The sequence below is a fragment of the Lysinibacillus sp. G1-3 genome (genome assembly GCF_056322905.1).
Genome location: NZ_JBWHYQ010000002.1, coordinates 24,982 through 45,904, shown reverse-complemented (window position 1 = coordinate 45,904; position 20,923 = coordinate 24,982). Strand labels below are relative to the sequence as shown.

25 protein-coding genes are annotated in these 20,923 nt (G+C 36.1%); 9 read left to right on the top strand and 16 right to left on the bottom strand.

What is annotated here, in order from left to right:
- Positions 1 to 21 precede the first annotated feature (21 nt).
- A complete protein-coding gene (gdh, locus tag ACVYAD_RS02245; protein WP_349657805.1) occupies positions 22 to 807 on the bottom strand; it encodes a glucose 1-dehydrogenase in 786 nt (261 codons plus the stop codon).
- 14 nt (positions 808 to 821) lie between these two features.
- Positions 822 to 1,679, bottom strand: a complete 858-nt coding sequence (locus ACVYAD_RS02240) for a RhaT/GlcU family sugar-proton symporter (protein WP_476424308.1) — start codon at positions 1,677 to 1,679, stop codon at positions 822 to 824.
- A 493-nt stretch (positions 1,680 to 2,172) separates the two neighbouring features.
- Between ACVYAD_RS02240 and ACVYAD_RS02235 the strand changes: the two genes are divergently transcribed.
- The gene (locus ACVYAD_RS02235) at positions 2,173 to 2,316 is read left to right on the top strand and encodes a YjcZ family sporulation protein (RefSeq protein WP_349657803.1); all 144 of its coding nucleotides are present in this window, start codon (positions 2,173 to 2,175) and stop codon (positions 2,314 to 2,316) included.
- Positions 2,317 to 2,627: 311 nt separating this feature from the next.
- Here ACVYAD_RS02235 and ACVYAD_RS02230 read toward each other — a convergent pair whose 3' ends face one another.
- A complete protein-coding gene (locus ACVYAD_RS02230) occupies positions 2,628 to 2,873 on the bottom strand; it encodes a hypothetical protein (protein WP_349657802.1) in 246 nt (81 codons plus the stop codon).
- 316 nt (positions 2,874 to 3,189) lie between these two features.
- Here ACVYAD_RS02230 and ACVYAD_RS02225 point away from each other — a divergent pair, with 316 nt between their 5' ends.
- On the top strand, positions 3,190 to 3,369 hold the full coding sequence (locus tag ACVYAD_RS02225) for a hypothetical protein (protein ID WP_476424305.1): 180 nt from the start codon (positions 3,190 to 3,192) through the stop codon (positions 3,367 to 3,369).
- A gap of 139 nt (positions 3,370 to 3,508) precedes the next feature.
- On the opposite strand, the gene ACVYAD_RS02220 is transcribed toward ACVYAD_RS02225, so the two are convergent.
- From ACVYAD_RS02220 to ACVYAD_RS02210, 3 genes are all read right to left on the bottom strand, one after another.
- Positions 3,509 to 3,961, bottom strand: coding sequence for an NUDIX hydrolase (locus ACVYAD_RS02220; protein ID WP_349657801.1), 453 nt, complete (start codon positions 3,959 to 3,961; stop codon positions 3,509 to 3,511).
- Positions 3,962 to 4,116: 155 nt separating this feature from the next.
- Positions 4,117 to 4,317, bottom strand: coding sequence for a hypothetical protein (locus ACVYAD_RS02215; protein ID WP_476424303.1), 201 nt, complete (start codon positions 4,315 to 4,317; stop codon positions 4,117 to 4,119).
- Between the two features lie 275 nt (positions 4,318 to 4,592).
- Entirely contained in the window at positions 4,593 to 5,480 is an 888-nt protein-coding gene (locus tag ACVYAD_RS02210) for a DMT family transporter (protein WP_349657799.1), read from the bottom strand.
- 359 nt (positions 5,481 to 5,839) lie between these two features.
- On the opposite strand from ACVYAD_RS02210, the gene ACVYAD_RS02205 reads away from it, so the two are divergent.
- Both ACVYAD_RS02205 and ACVYAD_RS02200 read left to right on the top strand, forming a co-directional pair.
- Positions 5,840 to 6,184 (top strand): DUF6176 family protein, encoded by a 345-nt coding sequence (locus tag ACVYAD_RS02205; protein ID WP_476424301.1) that lies wholly within the window; start codon positions 5,840 to 5,842, stop codon positions 6,182 to 6,184.
- Between the two features lie 269 nt (positions 6,185 to 6,453).
- Positions 6,454 to 6,681 (top strand): hypothetical protein, encoded by a 228-nt coding sequence (locus tag ACVYAD_RS02200; protein ID WP_476424300.1) that lies wholly within the window; start codon positions 6,454 to 6,456, stop codon positions 6,679 to 6,681.
- 412 nt (positions 6,682 to 7,093) lie between these two features.
- On the opposite strand, the gene ACVYAD_RS02195 is transcribed toward ACVYAD_RS02200, so the two are convergent.
- Positions 7,094 to 7,885 carry a CsxC family protein gene (locus ACVYAD_RS02195; RefSeq protein WP_476424298.1) on the bottom strand — a complete coding sequence of 264 codons (792 nt, stop codon included), beginning with the start codon at positions 7,883 to 7,885 and terminating at the stop codon, positions 7,094 to 7,096.
- 286 nt (positions 7,886 to 8,171) lie between these two features.
- Entirely contained in the window at positions 8,172 to 8,342 is a 171-nt protein-coding gene (locus tag ACVYAD_RS02190) for a hypothetical protein (protein WP_476424296.1), read from the bottom strand.
- Positions 8,343 to 8,864: 522 nt separating this feature from the next.
- On the opposite strand from ACVYAD_RS02190, the gene ACVYAD_RS02185 reads away from it, so the two are divergent.
- Positions 8,865 to 9,026: an NUDIX domain-containing protein gene (locus ACVYAD_RS02185; protein WP_476424294.1), complete on the top strand. Its 162-nt coding sequence runs from the start codon at positions 8,865 to 8,867 to the stop codon at positions 9,024 to 9,026.
- Between the two features lie 376 nt (positions 9,027 to 9,402).
- Here the strand turns inward: ACVYAD_RS02185 and deoD are convergent, their stop codons facing one another.
- Positions 9,403 to 10,110 carry a purine-nucleoside phosphorylase gene (gene deoD / locus ACVYAD_RS02180; protein WP_349659725.1) on the bottom strand — a complete coding sequence of 236 codons (708 nt, stop codon included), beginning with the start codon at positions 10,108 to 10,110 and terminating at the stop codon, positions 9,403 to 9,405.
- A gap of 113 nt (positions 10,111 to 10,223) precedes the next feature.
- Positions 10,224 to 10,442, bottom strand: coding sequence for a YozE family protein (locus tag ACVYAD_RS02175; RefSeq protein ID WP_323650052.1), 219 nt, complete (start codon positions 10,440 to 10,442; stop codon positions 10,224 to 10,226).
- A 249-nt stretch (positions 10,443 to 10,691) separates the two neighbouring features.
- Between ACVYAD_RS02175 and ACVYAD_RS02170 the strand changes: the two genes are divergently transcribed.
- Entirely contained in the window at positions 10,692 to 12,536 is a 1,845-nt protein-coding gene (locus tag ACVYAD_RS02170) for a methyl-accepting chemotaxis protein (protein ID WP_476424293.1), read from the top strand.
- Between the two features lie 352 nt (positions 12,537 to 12,888).
- Here the strand turns inward: ACVYAD_RS02170 and msrB are convergent, their stop codons facing one another.
- The 5 genes from msrB to ACVYAD_RS02145 all read right to left on the bottom strand — a co-directional run bounded on the left by msrB (position 12,889) and on the right by ACVYAD_RS02145 (position 16,402).
- A complete protein-coding gene (msrB, locus tag ACVYAD_RS02165; protein ID WP_476424292.1) occupies positions 12,889 to 13,317 on the bottom strand; it encodes a peptide-methionine (R)-S-oxide reductase MsrB in 429 nt (142 codons plus the stop codon).
- Positions 13,314 to 13,844, bottom strand: a complete 531-nt coding sequence (msrA, locus tag ACVYAD_RS02160) for a peptide-methionine (S)-S-oxide reductase MsrA (RefSeq protein WP_476424290.1) — start codon at positions 13,842 to 13,844, stop codon at positions 13,314 to 13,316. The genes msrB and msrA overlap by 4 nt, the downstream gene beginning before the upstream one ends.
- Before the next feature lie 12 nt (positions 13,845 to 13,856).
- Positions 13,857 to 14,432 (bottom strand): YpmS family protein, encoded by a 576-nt coding sequence (locus ACVYAD_RS02155; protein WP_476424289.1) that lies wholly within the window; start codon positions 14,430 to 14,432, stop codon positions 13,857 to 13,859.
- Between the two features lie 4 nt (positions 14,433 to 14,436).
- Complete coding sequence (locus ACVYAD_RS02150) at positions 14,437 to 15,369, bottom strand: GDSL-type esterase/lipase family protein (RefSeq protein ID WP_349659926.1); 933 nt, start codon at positions 15,367 to 15,369, stop codon at positions 14,437 to 14,439.
- 190 nt (positions 15,370 to 15,559) lie between these two features.
- Entirely contained in the window at positions 15,560 to 16,402 is an 843-nt protein-coding gene (locus ACVYAD_RS02145) for a DegV family protein (RefSeq protein WP_476424286.1), read from the bottom strand.
- Positions 16,403 to 16,675: 273 nt separating this feature from the next.
- Here ACVYAD_RS02145 and trhA point away from each other — a divergent pair, with 273 nt between their 5' ends.
- Entirely contained in the window at positions 16,676 to 17,311 is a 636-nt protein-coding gene (gene trhA, locus ACVYAD_RS02140) for a PAQR family membrane homeostasis protein TrhA (protein ID WP_386828301.1), read from the top strand.
- Between the two features lie 585 nt (positions 17,312 to 17,896).
- On the opposite strand, the gene ACVYAD_RS02135 is transcribed toward trhA, so the two are convergent.
- Positions 17,897 to 18,373, bottom strand: a complete 477-nt coding sequence (locus ACVYAD_RS02135; RefSeq protein WP_349659929.1) for a dihydrofolate reductase — start codon at positions 18,371 to 18,373, stop codon at positions 17,897 to 17,899.
- Positions 18,374 to 18,545: 172 nt separating this feature from the next.
- Between ACVYAD_RS02135 and ACVYAD_RS02130 the strand changes: the two genes are divergently transcribed.
- Entirely contained in the window at positions 18,546 to 19,463 is a 918-nt protein-coding gene (locus tag ACVYAD_RS02130) for an alpha/beta hydrolase (protein WP_476424284.1), read from the top strand.
- Between the two features lie 62 nt (positions 19,464 to 19,525).
- Complete coding sequence (locus tag ACVYAD_RS02125) at positions 19,526 to 20,722, top strand: class I SAM-dependent rRNA methyltransferase (protein WP_476424282.1); 1,197 nt, start codon at positions 19,526 to 19,528, stop codon at positions 20,720 to 20,722.
- The last annotated feature ends 201 nt before the right edge of the window (positions 20,723 to 20,923 follow it).

The following is a 20,923-nucleotide window of genomic DNA, read 5'->3' as shown; positions in this document are numbered from 1 at the left end:
ACCTTTTTTACACACCTTTAGTTATCCACGACCAGCCTGGAATTCAGGATATAAAGTCATTCCACCATCCGCAAATAGAGTAATACCCGTTACATAACTAGCCTGCGATGAAGCAAGCCATACTGCGACTGCAGCGATTTCTTCTGGCTTTCCGATATAACCCATCGGAACCATACTTTCTACATCAGCACGTTTGGCTGGATCAGCAAATTTCTCAGCATTTATAGGTGTATTGATTGCCCCTGGTCCAATGTTATTGACACGAATTCCCTTTGGCGCATATTCTAACGCTAATGTTTCTGTCATTAACTTTATGCCCCCTTTACTAGCAGCATAATGCACAAACAACGGCCAAGGAATTTTCTCATGAACACTGGACATATTGATAACGGTTCCTTTAATATCATTTTCAACGTAATATTTAATTGCTTCTCGACTTCCTAAAAACGCACCCGTTAAATTTGTATTAATGACTCTATTCCAATCGCTTAATGGCATTTCATGAGAAGCGACTGGGTTTTCTATACCTGCATTATTAATCATCACATCGAGTGTTCCAAATTCTTTTACAGCAGTCTGAACGAGATTAATGACGTCCGCTTCAACAGTCACATCTCCTTGTACAGCAATGGCCTCGCCACCTGCTTTTTTAACTTCTTCCACAACAGCATTTACTTCCGCTTCATTGGAACGATAATTAATAACTACTTTCGCTTTTTCCTCTCCAAAGCGAATGCCCATTGCTTTTCCTAGACCCGTCGAAGCGCCAGTAATGACAATAACTTTTCCTTCTAAATCTGGATACATACAAGATCCTCCTTTTATCTTTTCGCAATTCCCAACATAATACCAGCAGCGACAATAAATACAATCCCGATAATAATTGCTATAAGTTGACGTTTTGTTTTTTTCTCACCCAATATAAAAATCCCACCTAAAGTTGCGATGACAATCCCCATTTGAGAAAGAGAAAAACTTGTTGCAACTCCTACACGTGGCTGTGATATAAATAAAAACATATTTCCGGCAGCCCATATTAAACCAGGAATAATATTACGAATCGCATATTTATTAAATGGTTTATGCTTAAATGTTAATAAAACCCCACCTATTACCATCCCGATTGCTTGTGGCAATAAAGCAGACCATCCACTTACATTAAATAAACGTACTATCACCACATATACTAAATAACCAAAAGTTGAAACAAGTAAAATTAAAATCCCTTTTTTCAAATTGCTTCCGTGCTCTTCTTTTTTCTCTTCTGGATTAGGAAGTGATGTGAGAACAATACCAATGATGATACTAATAAGTGCCAGAATACCTAATATAACCGACATTGTTGTCGACCATTCATGAAACACGATTACGCCAAATAAAGTCGTTGATACCAATTGCATCCCTGTTGAAATGGGCATCGTTTTAGAAACCCCAATTAAATCAATACTTTTCAATTGGTTTACTTGACCTAATGCCCAAAAAAGACCTGATACAATTCCGACTCCAAACACTATAGGGGATAACTCAGGCTTTACAAAAAAGTAAATACCTATAGAGAATATAAGTGCACCAAATGTTGTTCCAAGTACTTGACTATATGGTCCACCACCGAGCTTGACGTTAAATAATACAATACTTCCCCAAAATAGAGCTGGTAACAACGCTAGGATGATATCCATTTTTAAATCTTTCACCTCACTAAACGCTTTATTTGATTTAACAAAACATCTATAATACTTTTTTATATTGCGCTTAGTGAAGCTTTTTATACTTTTAATTAGAAACACCATTGAAGTTGGCTTAATTTGTTATGTAATACTTCCACTTTCGTCACACAAAAATAGACCAAGATGGCCATTAAGCCTATCTTGGTCTTATAGAATCTCTGTTTACATGGTGGATTTTTTTACATTACTATTTATAAATTAATTCCTAAGGCAATCCACTATACAAAAGAGTTATTAAATCATAATAATATAATAAGCTAATTTTTTAGCTTACACCGCCTTGTTACTAAGGGTCACTTCTTTAAAGTGGCCCTTTTATTCAAAGTAAATTACGGAATAATTAATTTCAAAAAATTATAATTTAAAAGGTACTTTTTGTTGGATAAATACCTCCCTCACTTTCTATATCGATACATATTATAGATGTAGAAAGGAGGAATGCTTCATGGGATGGTTCAGTGGCAATTATAACAACAATTGTTGCTACGGAGGTTATAGCTGTGGAGGTGGCAATAACGGTTCAACATTTGTTCTAATTGTTGTTCTGTTCATTCTTTTAATTATTGTCGGCGCTACATTCATGTATTAATCATTTAATAATTATTTTGAGCTATTAAAATAATTAAGCGTGTATGGTCTAAGCCTTACACCTCTTCATTCAAGGTCACTTTCACAGAGTGACCTTTTTAACTCAAGTAAACCTTGCGAAATGATCCAATTTGTCCATACTTCCCCAGCAATCATAAAAAATTTCAATACCAACAATTTTTCTTCACATTTTATATATAAGTATTGTCAGCACTAGCTAAAAAAGTTATCCCTATACCTTCATTAAGCGGATCACTTTCCTCCAATGATCCGTTCATTACAAACCTAAACAATAAAAAGGAACGAACACCCCTATAAAGATCTTGTCGTTGCTTGTTTAGTAATAGCGTGGGTTCGGATAGGGCTGTTGTGGGTATTGCTGATGATGGTGATGGTGGTGATGGTGGTGCGGATGACGATGATGAGTTGGGTAGTAATGCATAGGGTAGTAATGATGGGATGGGTAGTGTTGGCCCGGATAAAAATGAGTTGGCGAAACCGGGTAATATGGATGTCTGCCACCATGTTGTCCCCCATAACCATCATGCCTGTAATCATATTGCATATTTTTCCCTCCTTTCGATATCGATATAGGTTATGCTATTAAGGATTAACAGTCTACGCAAATGCCTATGTGCTCCCGCAAAACGCGCCCTCTTCAACCTACTTATAAAAGAACAATCATCATACCCTCCTATTTACGATCTTCCATCTAATTCTGAGAAATCCATAGCACGCATCTTAAATCAACTAACATAAGTAATCGTTTTTGGTAAAAATCAAACACCTACATATTTTTCCACACCTTCCCAAAATGCGCTCTTTCTATGTTACAATTTCACTGTAGAAAAAGTACGATAGAGGAGCGAAATATATGACTAATAAACAATGTAAGAGATGTGGAAATACCCAATTTACAGAAGCTACAGACTATATCCCAGTAAAACCAAGTAAAGGTTCATTTAAGGGGGCAAATAAAATATATACATTTTGTGTAAATTGCGGTGAAGTTGATTCTATTCGTATAGAAAATACAACTATTTTTAAAAAATAAAAATCTATTATCATCTATCAAAATCAAAATTATTAGCCTTTCAGCATTAGGGCCTGTGTGTAGAAATCCATACATACTAGACCTTTTATTTTGTGTTAAGGTAGTGAGGTACTTCTACTTTAAAAGAGTAATTGCAGGGTCATCTTGCTTCAATATTTGTGAAATGATGGAGTTTATCTATCTCTACAATTTGGGATAAATTAACGAGAATATCCGGTTTCAACTCATTCACTTGTGTCAAAGGGATCCAACTAATTTTTTGACTACTGGAATCCTGTCCATTGTAGGTAGGCTGAATTGGAATTTGACCACGGTAAATAAATAAAATCTCATGAAAATAATCCTTATCGTGGAAGAAATTTTCGATTACCGCAAATAATTTTGGGGTACCTAGTTGCACTCCCGTTTCTTCCAATATCTCACGCTCAATTGCCTCAATACTAGTTTCTCGTAACTGTACTCTTCCTCCTGGCAAAGAAATTGTCCCGTCAGGAAATTGACTTACTAATAGGTTGTCGTTGTAAACAATCCATGCTGCTACGCGAATGTTCAGTTTTCCCGCATTCATTTTTACTGTTAAATCTTCAGACATTTTTGCTCCTCCAAATATAATTATTTTAGTTTACATGTTGACGTAACATGAGGTAATAAAATCAGGCCTCATAATTTTCTCTCTCAATAGACTTACGAGAAAAGCAGAGTAATGTTCAAATTTTTCAATGCAATGTCACATTTTACACTATTATATTACTCAACTAATTCAACTGTAAGTGTAGTAACAGCCATTGGTGCCGTACCTTGTACTTTTCCGTTATAACCAACTTTTACTTTATCACCAACTTTAAATGTTTCGTCGGGATTCTTTGCAAGATTTACATAAACAATTCCGTAAACCGCATTATTTTCTGATTTAGTTACATAAACTACGGCTTTCCGATCGTTTACCACCTACTCAATTACCCCTACAAAAGTAGCTTTAACTTCACTTTTACACATAACCAACAAACTGCATAATATAAGAAGCATGATGAATAAACTAAATGTCTTTTTCAAAATGGAATCCTCCTTTCATTTACCTTTCACATTTAAAATAGCTCGATTCAGATAGTCCCAAAGGAGTCGCTTAGTAGAAAAGAATAACGAATATAAAAATCCACCCATTTCTGAGTGGACTACTATAATCATACTTCCTTAAATCCTTTATGCTGTCGCAAAAACTAGAATTACATTTGCTTAATTCTTCGGGGAATTCTAAATCCCAAAGCTATAGCTGCACCTATACAGCTAGACAGACATCCTAAGATTAAATAAATCGAAAGAGGAGATTCACCAATTAGAACAGAGGCTATACCTCCAATTACCGGAAATAAAGCTACCATGTACCCGCTTTTTGCAGCACCTATTCTTTCAACAAGCTTTAAATAAAATAGCCATGCTAGGAAAGATGCGATCAATGTTAAATATAATAAAGCTGATATGTATGTTATTGATGTAGGGATTATGATCTTTTGCCCCTGGAACAATACAATGACTGACATTAAAATACTTCCTACAGTAAAACCAATAGCGTTCGAATAAATAGGGTCAATCTTTCCTCTGGCATTCCTCGCAGAACTTACATCACCAATAGCTGTAAGTACTGTACCTAAAAGAGCAATCAAAATACCCTTTAAAACATCTAAGCTAGAGAAACTACTTAAAGAAGGATAAATGAGGACACAAACACCCACCACTCCTAACACTCCTCCAAACAAAACACGAGGATGTAGTTGCTCTTTTAAGAAAATCCGAAGAGCTAGCGGAGTCAATATCACTTTTAAAGAAAAGATTAATGTTACAATTGCTGCTGAGCTCAATATTGTTGCATAGTATAAGCATAAATAACTTAATGCAAAATTACATATACCAAACACCATGATAAAAGGTATATCTTTACGTGTTGGCTTCCCTTTTGGCTTAAGAAACAACACTAGTGCAATAAATAAAAATGCAGTAATAACTAGTCGATAAGTCAAGGATAATTCTAAGCTCACTGGCGTTCCTTGAATTTTCACTGCAATAAAATTAAGTCCCCAAACTATTAAACAAAATATATACATTAGATTTGTCACGATATTTACTATACCTTCTGTCGTTCTTAAATTGACGAAATATCGAATAGGAAAGGATTCTCTCTACTTGAAATTACCGCCTAATATATAGTATCATCGCAAATCATCTTTGTAAAAAGGTTTCTTCCATATCCTGCACTATTTTATTAGATTTCTTAAGGCTATCGTAAATTAGAAATAAAGATTCAAGATACCCCCTATTAATCTTGTCTTTCATATCTTCACTTATCACAAAGCCGCAGTTAAGTCCGTACTTTTCCAGTTAACTAAATAAAATTCAGAAGAATACGAAAATAATATATAATATGTTAAAATGCAGTTGGGTTAATATGGATAAAAACAGAAAGGTACAATGTATAATGAATATTGAGTGCACGCGATATCGAGTGAAACAAGGTAAAACGGAAAAAGTAAATGAGTGGTTAGCTTTCTTGAATGAAAATATGGAAGATGTTCTAGTTACTCTTGAAGGCGAGAAAATGTACGTTGAAACGATTTTTCGAGAAGTGTTAAATGGAGAAGAATATTTGTATTGGTATGTTGTTCAAGGGACAGGTGGAATTGATGTGGATGATTCAGAACATTGGATTGATAAAAAACATCTTGAATACTGGGATGAATGTATTGATAAAACCTTTAAACGTGTTGATTTACAAACTGAGGTAGTGATGATTCCTGAAAAAGTACGAAATTCTATGAATTAAACACTTTCTTAAACAAATGAAAACTTGTCTTTAAGAAGATTAGGACTTGCGTTTAAGATTGAATTTCAAATCTGCAAGTCCCTTTGTGTGGATTCCTCAATCTCCCTATAACTCCTCAAATAATGCCGAAGCAACGATGTAAATGATGCCTCTACTATTGGGTTAACTCCTCTACAGTAGACTTTTTCCGTTCAGTAAGATTGCACATTTCTTTTCCTCCACCACTCACTTTCTGCTAGGCTACTACTTAATGAATTGGAGGTACTCTTATGAAGAAAACTGTTACTTTTGCAGTGGATACTAAATATAAAGATCGAATACAAGAAACGTTTACTATAGAAGAATTAGGTATTGATGAGAATATGGGCACTGAGGAACTTAAAAAGAAAATAGAAAATATTTTTAAGGCTTGGGTTAGTTCTAGACTCGATATTTCCTACAGTATCGTAATAGATATGGATATGGACATGGATTGTGAATGGACATCCTATTTTTAATTTAACAGGGCTATTCGAAACACAAATGCAAAAAGTATTGTCATTCATGCCTAATCTCAACAACTATCACCAACTACAAATCAAGCTTTACAGTCTTCATAACATCTATATAAGGCTTTTAAATTCGATTGTTCTAATAATGATGATAAATTTTTTATTGTGCGTTCTATCGATTTAATTTGTTCGATATCTTTTTCGGGAACTGTTGAAAAATGTGCTTTTGCACTCACTAGCCTTCAATCTTGTTTGTTAATTGCAAAAAGGCAGTTGAAATTCAGATTCAACTGAATATTCAACTGCCAACTCAAATATTAAATTATTTGTAGTGCTCATTTAATATTATAAGGTTATTTTCGATTACATATTGTTGTCGTGAACTGCTTTGTTCTGTACCTCTAAAAACTAGAGATTATCAAGGACTAGTAGGAGGAGTAAGTCCGAACAGAACAGGAGTAACTACAGTACTACCAGCTCCAAGGCGGACTTGTTGAACTTGCAGTACTTTTACTGTAAGATCCAGAACAATTTTTTCACGCAATGTGCTAAAAGTACCTTCTGGTGATGCCATAACTGGTGAAAAATCAAGTTCAAAGAAGTTTGCAGCGACTAACTCGCCAAATGGTTGTTCATTATATTTCACAAGATTTTGGAAGAAAGCCTTATCCAACCGAGCATCCAATTGAGTTCTTTCATTCAGGAAGTTTGCTTCGGCAAACTCAGAAATTCCTAAGATTGGAGTAGGGCCTCCAGTTGTTTGTGGGAAAAACAGTTCTGTAAAACCAGAAAATGGAACATCAGCAATTCTATCTTGTAGCGCTCCATTACATGCTGCTGAAGCATATTCAATATTTTTACGAATATGTCCTGCTACAAATAATTTAGCTCTTGTTACTCTAAAAAAGTCAGTGTTATCAATACGTGCAAATCTAACAGGCACTAATTTAACTTGATTTAGGAATACATTTTTTTTCACTCTTTTGATTTCAGTTGCAGCAGGATTCAGCGTAATATCTGATTCCACAACTATTTGAAGTGTCGGTTCTGCAAGTACAACTGGAATTTTAACAGTTGGAGCTGTAACTGGTGTAGCGATTAGTGGAGTAGCCTCACTACCTAATGGTACTAGTTCAGTTGATTCTACTGGACAAGGTGCTATTTGATTTAGATTTTCTGATTGTTCATTCAAAATAATTCCTCTTTTCATTTTTTAGTATTAGAGAGCGCTCTCTATATTGCTAGGATATGTAGCAATTAAATCTATGTATGGATGTGTATACTAGTTATTTTCTAATATTTTAAAAATGAAATTAAAAGATAAGAATTGAGCATCAAAGTTCTAGATCACTTGGTTTTAATTGTTTAGTTAACCAACATTTAACCATTTTCGTACGCTTTTGCTATTAAATCACAATATCAATTTACAACGTTTTTTAGTTAACTACACTAGTGTTAGGAAATTCACTATATTGTAAACTAAAAATTTCAATCTTCTACACAAGCACAAAAACAACAAAATAGACAAATGCTACAGGAACTGCATAAGAAGATATACCTTTTAAACTCCATTTGTCCTCATCAGTTGACCAGAGAAAAATAAACAATGTTATCATGCTAATCCCGAAAGCGGTCGTAATAATATTTAATAATCCAATAATCTCCATCCCCTTTTCTTCCAACACATTACTATATTCTTAATAAATTGGGCCAATGCTAACCGCTTGGCTGTTCTATCAATTAATGCATTACGTTTACATAGCATCTTAATGATTTCAATTTCGCTTGTATCTAAAAAAATGAAACTTTTATAACTCTCTTCCGTAAATACATAAATAACCAATTTCAATGGAGGTGCTTAAATGAAAGATATTTTTAAAGGAATTCTAGCTGTAATCATAGCCTTAGCAATATGGGATGGAATTAAATACATATGGAATCTTTTTGTTTAAACGCCGAGAAAACAGCCAATCTTTGGTTGTTTTTTCTGTTTGAAAAATGTTTTCAATCTTCTGCTGAACAATTTCTTTCCGCCACACCGGATTTACATGCTCACAGGATGGAGGTTTATGTAAGTGTCTATTTAACAGTTAAGTCTAGAAATAATTATGAATTGTGTTATGCAATCGTCAAAAATGAAAACATTTCATTATTGAAATTTTAAAAATAAGAAAAAGTACAAGGTAAGAATGGAAATAGGAAATACTTTTGAAGAAACTGCTCAAAAGGAGTTGTATGAGGAAACAGGATTAATTGTCCAAGAATTGAAATTGGTTAGATTAGCTTCAAGGAAAGAGTTGTATTACAAATTTCCACATGGGGATGAAATTTATAACGCGACGGCAATTTAAAGCAACTGCTGAAAAGGCATTATAAAGCAAAATGAGGAAAGTAAAGAATTAAAATATATCCCTTTAGAAAAACTTCCAAATTTAAATTACACAACATTGAAATTACTAGAAAAGGGTGGTTATATTGCAACTGATTAGATATAGCAGGCTATTATCACCATTAAGCTTCACCCCCAATCTAGTGCTTGTGCATAAAATTTCATACAAACTCTTTTTTTGCTTCCGAAAACTCAAGCAAGTGTCTTTTTCGATGATTTGTAGTAAATTAAAAGCCCATTAGGCTCTGAGTTATTCAGTCACCTAATAGGCAATTAATATAAGACTTTAAATGTTAGTCCCTTTGAAATTTATTCCAAACTTCAAACCCTTGATATGCTTACTCTTGAATAGCCGCTTCAAGTGCTACAACGATCATGTCGTTGAATGTAGTTTGGCGTTCTTCTGCTGATGTTACTTCACCAGTTAGAATGTGGTCACTTACTGTTAAGATAGAAAGTGCTTTACGGCCGTATTTTGCAGCTAATGTGTAAAGTGCTGCTGATTCCATTTCTACAGCAAGTACGCCGTATTTAGCTAATTTTTCGTTTTGGTGCTCATCAGAATAGAATAAATCTGCTGTGAAGATATTACCTACTTGTAAGTTTAAACCAGCATCTTTACCTGCATTGTATGCTTTTAATAATAAATCAAAGTCAGAGATCGGTGCGAAGTCGATAGCGCCGCCCCAAATGATTTGGTTCATACGTGTATCAGATGTTGCTGCTTGCGCTAAAATAACGTCACGAACTTTTACATCTTTTTGAATTGCACCACAAGTACCTACGCGGATTAATTTTTGAACATCATATTCTTGCATTAATTCTGTAGCGTAAATCGAGATTGATGGCACACCCATACCAGTACCCTGAACAGAAATACGTTTACCTTTATACGTACCTGTATAACCAAACATGTTACGAACTTCGTTATAGCAAGTAACATCTTCTAAAAACGTCTCAGCAATGTACTTTGCACGTAATGGATCTCCTGGAAGTAAAATTGTGTCAGCGATTTCGCCTTTTTTTGCATTAATATGAATACTCATACTGCAATCCCTCTTTTCTGTCAGTTATCACTATAAATAATACTGTGTTTCTCGTATTTTCGCAACGCTAGACGTCTAGCAACTTGAAATAAATTTTATTATTTCCACTTATATCACGCGAGATCTACGTATAATGACCATAACTCATCAAATACTTCTATTTTTAAGTTATCTGTAGCGTAAGATTCAATATATGAAGAAAGCTCATCAAAGTCCATGCTCTGCTTCGGAAAATTATGCTCATTGAACACTTCCTCTGCAAATCGCACCTTCGCATCTGACCAATCTCCACCTCTGAATGTCAATACATACAAATAAAAGCTCTTTTTCATACTTAAATCCCCTTTTTACTCATCTGCTTTCCGCTTTCCGCTAGTTTATCAAAAAATACCTTCTTAGTCACAATAATATCGTTTCTCCACTATAACTAGTAGCACAATCTTTTAAGATAACCGGACTTTCCTCACAGAAAAATAATACGCATAATTTATCTGAAAAATGAAAATTATTAGAAAAAAGGGATAGAAATACCTATAAAAATAAGGTAAAATTTAAATCAACTATTCAAAAGTTGGAAGGTGATGACGATTAAAGACTCTCATAAACAAAGTAAATTCGTAAAGAAACGCCCATCTTTTTTTAAGAATAGCTTTTCAAAAAAGAAAAAAGATGATTCAGAAGATGATAGGCATAATATCCCTCCTATCAAAGAAAAACGACAACGTTATTACCATTTAATTCGAGGCAAAGTACTTATTATATTTGCTCTCCTCATTATTATAAATGGCACAATGGGTTTATTATCGTATATCAATATTGAAAATCTGCAAAGACAAATGAAAGATTTTACTGAGAAAAACGTTCAAGAACAATTAACGGTTAACCAACTTGCTTATGAAATTGCGAGGCTCACCAATTTAGAACAAGCCTATTTAATTACCGGGAACGGAAACTTCGCTACTTCTTATAAAATGAAAATTGATACCATCGATAAAAAAATGAAGACCCTAGAAAAGCAGTTTACAGAAAGAGAGCTAGAGTTAGGTCATATACAGGCGATCAATCAATATTATAAAAATTACCTTGAGTATTCTAGTAAGGTTATGACAATGCGTGATGAACTTGGACTTGAACAAGCTCGTAAACTTATGATGGACGGTGCTGGAGAATCGATGAAGGCGTATATTGATAAAAATATCGAGTCCATTAATGAAGTTATGGATGCTGCAAATAAAGCGAAACTAGATAAGCTTAACAAGCAAGTTACTCTATCTATCACTTCTTTCTTCTTCGTTTCAATACTTGGACTTATTGCCATTATTATTTTTGGTTATATGTTATTTAAATCATTAAGAAACAATACACAAGCTATTAACGACTCCATTCTCGATATTGCACGGGCTGGCGGAGACTTGACACGACGAGTTAAAGTTCGTAATCATGATGAGTTTTCAACTATTGCCACTTCAACTAATACACTAATTGAATCAATATCTAATTTGATGAAACGTGTCAGTAATCTAGCGGACCACGTTTCAAGTAGTAGCCAAGAGCTAATGTCTTTAGCCGATGAAAACGCCCGTACTATACAGAATATTGCAGATGCTACGGCTGATATCGCATCTGATAGCGAGAATACGATTTCAAGTATGACGAGCGCGCAACAAAAAATGAGTGATCTTGAGCATTCTGTGCACCAGTTAAATGAGCAAGCTATTGCTGTTCAGCGTGCATCATTAGCTATGCAGGAGGCGGCTAATGATGGCAGTCGCTCCGTTCAACAATCTTCGTTTGTCATGCAAGCTATAGAAGAAACGATGGCTAGCACGACTACCACAGTTGAAGCGCTTGGTCGAAAATCCGCCGATATCACATCTATTATCGGCACGATTACTGCTATTTCAGAACAAACCAATTTACTTGCCTTAAATGCTGCGATTGAGGCAGCCCGCGCTGGTGAGCACGGTCGAGGCTTTGCTGTTGTCGCTGATGAAGTTCGAAAGCTAGCAGCGCAATCTCAAATTGCCGCAAAAGAAGTAACATCCATTGTAACGTCCATTCAAAATGAAGTAACATCCATCATCTCTCAAAACCACGAGGGTGTATCTTCCGTTATTCGCGGCGTTGAAGTAACGAGTGAAACAAATCAATCTTTAGCTAATATTTTAACCCATACTAAAGAAACATCGACAATTATCACGACTATGGTAGAAAAGATTGCACTAACACTTGATTATAGTCATAATGTAGCGAATGATTTTGTACAGGTAAATGCCTACGCTGAACAATCAGCTGCCAACACCGTCACTTCTGCCGCTGCGGCAACTCAAGGATCTGCATCCATGCAGGAAATTAATGCAGCTGCCACCGAGCTTGCACAACAAGCAGATAGTCTACGAAATCTTGTAAGTGAATTTAAAGTTTGAACGTCCTAAAAGGTTTTCAATCACATGTTTGGGTGAAACTCAATGTAGTAGCTTACCCAAACATTCCAGAACCTAACTTAATGATATTCGATTTAGTGCTTTGATTGGTCATTCGTCGGTTCGGTGGCTCTTTCCGTCGTTCTGACAAGTCTATCCGTCTGTTCGAAGTCACTTTCCGTCACTTGGACTTTTCTATCCGTCGCTACGTTAGCTCTTTCCGTCAGTCCGATGCTTCTATCCGTCGCATCTTTTTTCTTCCGTCGATTTGATGGCTAGTTCCGTCACTCTCGAAACCAAAATCATTTTAAAACCATAAAAAAACTCCTAGCACGATTCCTGCTAGGAGTTGTTGTTATTTAAATAATGAAAGGTATTTTGCATAGCCTTCTTTTTCTAAATCCTCTTTTGGTACAAAGCGGAGTGCTGCGGAGTTAATGCAATAGCGTAGGCCTCCAAGTTCACTTGGTCCATCTGGAAAGACATGTCCTAGATGGGAATCGGCTTCTTTGCTGCGAACCTCTACGCGACGCATTCCATGAGATGTATCGAAATGCTCCATTACTTCTTCTTTTTCAACCGGCTTTGCAAATGCAGGCCAGCCACAACCTGAATCGAATTTATCAAGCGAGCTAAATAACGGCTTCCCTGATACGATATCTACATAAATACCCTCGTCAAAGTGCTTATCAAATTCATTTCGGAACGGTGGCTCCGTACCATTTTCCTGTGTTACGTAATATTGCATGTCTGTTAACTGTTGTAAACGTTGTTCTTTATTCATTTTTCAGCCCCCCAGTGTTTCTCCTGAAATGCTTTGCGACCAGATCCTACAGCATAGCGCTCATAGTGCATTGGATTTTTCTTATAATAATATTGGTGATAAGTTTCTGCATGGTAAAACGAACTTGCCGGCAAAATTTTTACGGCGATAGGTTTATCAAATTTACCGGATGCCTGTAAATCAGCTTTAGAACTTTCAGCCAAATCACGTTGCTCTTCATTGTGATAAAAAATCGCGGTTGTGTAGGACTCTCCACGATCATAAAATTGGCCTCCAGCGTCTGTTGGATCAATTAATGTCCAAAATGTCGCGAGTAATTGTTCATAAGAATAAAGCTCATCATCAAACTGTATTTGCACCGCTTCTAAATGCCCTGACGTTTCAGAGCACACTTGTTCATATGTTGGATTGACAACATGTCCACCCGTATAACCGGAAATTACTGATTCAATGCCAGGTGTTTCGTCAAAAGGCTTGACCATACACCAAAAACAACCACCTGCAAATGTTGCGAATTGCATTGCCATTTATCTCACTCCTTATGCACCAGGAACAATAATTTCTAGTATAATTTTATCCTTTGGCAAGTCTAATTCTTTTGCTTTGATACGAGATCCTGAAGCAATGTTTACGCGCGATAAATCAATATAGATTTCAGCCTTATCTGGATTGACTGAAATCCATGAAGGGAAATCCACCGTATCTCGCATAATTTTCATCGTTGTCTCAGGTGGAATATTTAACAGCCCAACATTCATTCCTGTCTGTTTTAAAATAATATTCCCTTTCTCATCCACTATCGGATCGAAGTTCATAGAAATATCGATTTCTGTATAGAATACCTTTAATGTACTTTTCAATTGAATATCGTCACCAATCGTAAAGTCCAACGGTAATGGTGACCCCGCATCCTTTAAATACTTTTTCGATATAGATTCTAATTCCTTCCTTGTTGTTTGCACAACGAGTACATTTCCTTTTACTTCACTTTCAGCTTTTGTACTTTCCGCTAAATTTACTCCATCTACTGGTCTAGTTGCTAAAAAAACGACGAGGAGGATTGCAAAAAGCAGTGTGCCCGCTAAAGCAAAAAATGCAAATTTCCACTTATTCATTTTGTCACTCCTCGTACCCTATTTCCTTGTTAACAATTTGTTCCATGTTACATTTCTCCATTGCCTTTATTATTCGCTCATTCATTTTGTCATAGCCTTTAGCATTTGGATGGAAGAAATCCGTATGATAAACGAGCTCTTTATTTGAATCAAACAAGTCTTCCACTGATACATAGCACGCATTATTATCTTTCTTAGCTATGTCTTCAATGACTTTATTCCACTCCGTAATAATCGAATCAAATTCATTCGCTTCATTTGTCACGATAGAGAATGGATTATAAAAACCGATAAGTAATAAAGGGACTGTTGGATTTTTCTCTCGAATGCCTTCAATAATTTTACTATAACGTTTCTTATATGCCCGCAATTCTTTATCAAAAGCATTTCTTTTCAAATTAAACAGATCGTTTCTAACGATCTTCATGACATCGTTTCCACCCATTGTAATTGAAATGAGCTGTGCTTTTTGCAACTCTTCATCATAATGCCCTTTTTCCACTAATTTTAATAACTGATCACTACGTCTTCCTCTTTTTCCTCGATTATCGACTTCCACATCAGAAATCGAGGGCCAAGCTATTAATGAATCTGTTAATCTTCCAACATAACCGTCTTTACTATACTCATCACCAACACCGGCAGTTAAAGAATCTCCGAGTGCTAAGTAATGTAGTTGCTTTGCGTTATTATCATCAATCTTCCCTAAATCCTCTGGTGATGGCTCAAAAAAATGTTCATAAATTTGCGTCAATACATTCTTTGAGGTCTTTTCCTCATTTTCTGTTTGTTGCTCATCCTGTTTCATATCTTGCTCCGTCCTTGCCTGCTCCCCTTCTGGGTCCGCTTGCGGATCCGGTTCATCTATTGATATTGCACAACCACTTAGTACTAAGACGGTCAAACATGACAAAACCATAATTCGCCAAATGTTCATTTGACCACCTTCCATCATTTTCTTCTTCTATTATAGAATAGTTCATAGTGCAATGAAAAGTCACTATACCTAGGTTTTGAGTAAAAAATGTGTGTTTACATCTTTTATTCGTATAAAGAGCGATGCATTTTTCTACAGCTACATGAATATAAAAAGCCACTACAATTATTTATGTAGTAGCTCTTATATATTATTCTGCAAAATAAATAAAACCAATAGCACCTGGGCCAGTATGCGTTGAAATGATTGGTGAAGTAAAGGCAATTTCTACTTCATTAAAACCTGTTCCTTCAACTAATTCTTTTAATGGTCCACCCATCGTTGTTAAACCTTCTGCGTGAGAAATCCCAACTGATTTTACTGTTTTTCCAGCTGTGTCTGCTTGGAATTGTTTAAATAAGTAGTTCACAACCTGTTTATGGCTCCGTACTTTGGATACCGGATTGTATGCGCCACCTTCTAAGTTTGCAATTACTTTTATGTTCAATAAAGAACCGATAAAACCTGTCCCTTTTCCAATTCGTCCGCCTTTAATAAGATTTTCAAGTGTATCAACAATAACATACAAATACGTATTTTCGCGCACTTTCTCAAGACGCTCAACAATTTCCTCAACCGTAGCGCCAGCGTCGCGCATTTTAATAGCCTCACGTATTTGAATAGCTAAACCTATAGCAATAAAACGTGAATCGATCACAGTTACATCGGATTCCGTCATTTGCGCTGCCTGACGAGCTGATTCCACTGTTCCACTCATACCACCAGTCATATGAAGAGAAATAATTTGATCTCCGTCTTTACCAAGCTCATCGTACAATTCTTTAAATTTCCCCGGTGCAGGCTGTGAGCTTTTAGGTAAATTTTTAGCATTTTTCATTAAGCTTAAAAAAGATTGTGGTTCTAAATCAACACCATCTGTATATGTTTTATCGTCAATTTGAATCGTTAAAGGCACAATATGTATATCATGCTGCGCTACTTCTTCATTTGTTAAATCACAAGTTGAGTCCGTTACTATATGAATTCGTCTCACTTCGACACATCCTTTTACTTCATTAAAATTATTATATAGACTAATGAATCATTATGTAAACATGACATTTGTCATTAGGTTTCGCTCGTTTTAGTCCATTTTGAATCCGCTACCTTGGATACTATAGCGCTTTGTTCAGTCCTTGTCTAACAATGTCCCTCATACATTCCGACATTTATATGACACTTTTGATGTTGAAAACATGACAAATGTAAATACCAGGATGAAAATTATTGGGGTATAGTAAATGTATGCACGAAAGGAGTGTTCGATATGATTGATTCTTTTGACTACAAAACATGGAAGGAAGAATTGTGGAATGCCATTACTCATGGCATTGGATTTATCGCAAGTATTCCAGCCCTAGTTGTTCTAATTTTAGCAGCAGTTCAAACCGGAAGTGCGCTCCAAATAACTACGTTCACTATTTTTGGCGCTTCTGTGATCATTTTATTTTTAATGTCAACTTTGCTACATAGCATGCCAGAAAAATACAAACACTTTTTCGCTATTCTTGACCATTCCTCTATTTATATATTAATTGCTGGAACGTATACACCTTTCCTTTTAATCGCAATTGGTGGCACACTGGGTATTACGTTATTATGTATTATTTGGTCCCTAGCGATACTAGGCGTTATTTTTAAATGCTTTTTTATTAATCGATTCGAAAAGCTTTCTTTAATTTTTTACATCGGTATGGGCTGGCTAATTATTTTTGCCGTTAAACCTGTCTACCTTTTCTTAGGCTTTCATGGCTTTGCTTTACTATTAGCAGGAGGGCTATTCTATACGATTGGAGCTATTTTTTACGCATGGCGTTCACTTCCCTACAATCATACGATTTGGCATCTATTTGTATTAGCTGGCTGTGGCGCAATGTATGCTTGTGTTTATTTTTACTTATAAATATAAAAAATCGCTTCCGTAAAAAAGAAGCGATTTTTATTATTTGTTAAACCTTTTTATTTCCTTCGATTTTACTTCCGTCGTTTGGCGGGCTCTTTCCGTCGCTTCGTCGGTTCTATCCGTCGTTTCGGTGACTCTATCCGTCGCTTCGAGGTTCTATCCGTCGATTGATTCTTCTTCCGTCGTTTCGATGACACTTTCCGTCACTGCGACGACTCTATCCGTCGCTTCGTCGGTTCTATCCGTCGATTGATTCTTCTTCCGTCGTTTCGGTGACTCTTTCCGTCGCTGCGCCGACTCTATCCGTCGCTTCGAGGTTCTATCCGTCGCTTCGTCGGTTCTATCCGTCGATCGATTCTTCTTCCGTCGTTTCGGTGACTCTTTCCGTCGCTTCGAGGTTTCTATCCGTCACTTCGTCGGTTCTTTCCGTCGCTCAATTCTCTTTCGGTGTACTTACCGAACTTAATGCGCTCGCCCGGAACGTCCTAACAACCCTTTATTCTACAAATATTCCCAAACACCTTTATTTAATAACGCAAAAAAGCACGGTCATTTATAACCGTGCTTCCTTACTACTTACTGGCTTTAGCTTTTACGCTCAAAAATCTGATATTGGAATGTGTATCCCTCTGGTGCAGTTTCTGGCTCCTCTGAGGATACTTCTGTAAAATCCTCATATTTCGGGAAGTATGTATCCCCATTAAATGAATGATTAATTTTTGTAATGTACAAGCGATCTGCGATATCCATGGATAAGCGGAAAATTTGCTCGCCGCCAATTATCATAATTTCTGGAACATCCCCAGCAAGAGCGAGGGCACCCTCTAAGCTTGTCACTACCTCAATCCCGTCCGCATGATAACTTGCGTCACGTGTAATGACAATATTGCGTCGACCAGGAAGTGGTCTACCGATGGATTCAAATGTTTTACGCCCCATAATCATAGGCTTCCCCATCGTTTTATCCTTAAAATATTTTAAATCCCCAGGCAAATGCCATGGCATGCCATTTTCATAACCAATCACATAATTATTATCATGTGCCACAATTAAAGAAATCATATTGTCCCTCCAAATACTATCGTTCATTATATTATAAACATAATTTAACTTTACAATCAGATTATTTCTGCATAGAAATTAAATTTATTTTCATTTTCGATATTAAATCCTAGTAATTTTATATGAATAGTTTATAATAGAGTTATCAAAGTAATTAAAAGGATTGATGAAGATGACGAAGTTAAGAGATGAAGCGATCCATTATATAAAAGCAAGTGATTCTTCTAAACAGTATTATGAACTATCACCACAAGAAGCGAGAGCCATTCGAGTTGTGCCAAAATGGACGTCACCACACAGACCACAACTTGCGGCAATTGACAATAGAAAAATAACCGTTCGAGATGGTGCGCAAATTAATGTGCGCATTTATAAACCTGTTTTAGACGAAAAGCTTCCTGTCATTGTTTATTATCATGGAGGCGGTTGGGTATTTGGAAATATAGACTCTACCGATGCAGGCTGTCAGCTACTAGCAGAAAAAGCACAAGCCATTGTTATATCGGTTGATTATCGCTTAGCTCCAGAATACCCATTCCCTACACCACTTTACGATGCCTATGACGCTTTAGTGTGGGTAAGCGAAAACATCCAAAATTTTGGTGGAGATGCAACAAATCTGACAGTCGCTGGTGATAGCGCAGGCGGAAACTTAGCAACAGTAGCTGCCTATTTAGCTGCTACATTTAATGGACCAGTGATTAAAGCGCAGGCACTTATTTATCCTGTAGTCAATGTTGATTTTACAACGGCTTCCTACAATGCATACGGTGAACACTTTGGCTTAGACAAACGAGGAATGCAATGGTTTGCAGGTCATTACACAGATGAACAAAACTATATGAATCCACTTGTTTCTCCACTTCAGATTGAGGATTTCAGTGTTTTACCGAAAACAATCATTATTGCTGCTGAGGCAGATGTCCTCTACGATGAAGGTCTTGCATACGCGCATAAGCTTACAGACGCCGGAGTGACTGTTGAACATGTCAATATGACTGGTTTAATCCATAGTTACTTTAGTAAAATGAACTTTTTTGAAGAAGCGACGATTGAAACAGCTGAAAAAATTGCTAATTTCGTGAAATAAGTTTGTCTATCGACATAAAATAGTGCGATAATAGAGCAAAACGTTTTTTAAAGGATGACAACATGACACAATCTATTGCTTTACAAATTAACAATCCATTTTCTGATCAATTAAAAAAAGGCTACCCTCTTATTTCGAAAGATGCAGTTGATGCACGTCATCTTCCAAAAGAAGAAGGTGCACTACTAAGACTTATGGATAATCATAACCGTTTTATTGGTACAGGATACTATGGCATACAAAATAAAGGTATTGGTTGGGTGCTAACGACCGATGCAAACGAAAAAATAGACAAAGCCTTTTTTATAAAAAAAATTAATAAGGCCTTACAAAATCGTGAAGCATTTTTCAACAATCCTCAAACAACAGCCTTCCGAATCTTTAATGGCGAGGGTGATGGCATTGGCGGTCTTACGATTGACTTTTTCGATTCTTACTATATGGTGAGCTGGTATAGCGCCGGCATTTATTCATTTAAAGAAGAAGTGTATGAAGCCCTTGCAGAGACAGTAGACTACAAGGCTATATATGAGAAAAAACGTTTCGATACGAAAGGTCAGTATATGGAACAGGACGATTTTGTCATGGGAACGCCTGGCGAATTCCCAATTATCGTATCGGAAAATAATATGAAATACGCTGTTAATTTAAACGATGGCGCCATGACAGGTATTTTCCTCGATCAACGTGAAGTGAGACTTGCCATTCGTGAACGTTATGCGGAAGGTAAAAATATGCTTAATACGTTCTCTTATACGGGGGCATTTTCTGTCGCAGCGGCACTTGGAGGAGCAGTAAAAACAACAAGTGTGGATGTTGCAAAGCGTAGTTTAGCCAAAACAATTGAACAATTTAGCGTTAATAGCATTGACTACGAATCACAGGACATTAAAGTAATGGATGTCTTTAACTATTTTAAATATGCTCAGCGCCACAATTTAAAATTTGACCTTGTAGTTTTAGATCCACCAAGCTTTGCACGTACGAAGGAAAGAACGTTCTCAACTGCGAAAGACTACCCTAAATTACTAGTAGATACAATCGCTATTACGGAGAAAAACGGTATCATCGTTGCCTCAACGAACAATGCAAGCTTTGGGATGAAAAAATTCAAGAGCTTTATTAACCAAGCATTTAAAGAAACTAAAACAGCCTATAAAATTGTTGAAGAATTTAGCTTACCAAAGGATTTCCGTGCCACACGTGAATATCCAGAATTCAATTACTTAAAAGTTGTTTTCATTCAAAAACTTAACTAAATGAAATTAGACAGAATCACTCCCAAATGATTCTGTCTTTTTGTTTGGCAGAAATATTTATATTAACCCTCCTGCCATATTGTTAGAATTCTTAGAATGTTATAATACAAATTATTGATATATCGTCAAATAATAGGGTTAATTTTTGTTCCAACTGGGTGCTTTCCTGGGGCATATATCAGATAGTACAAGACAGAAAAT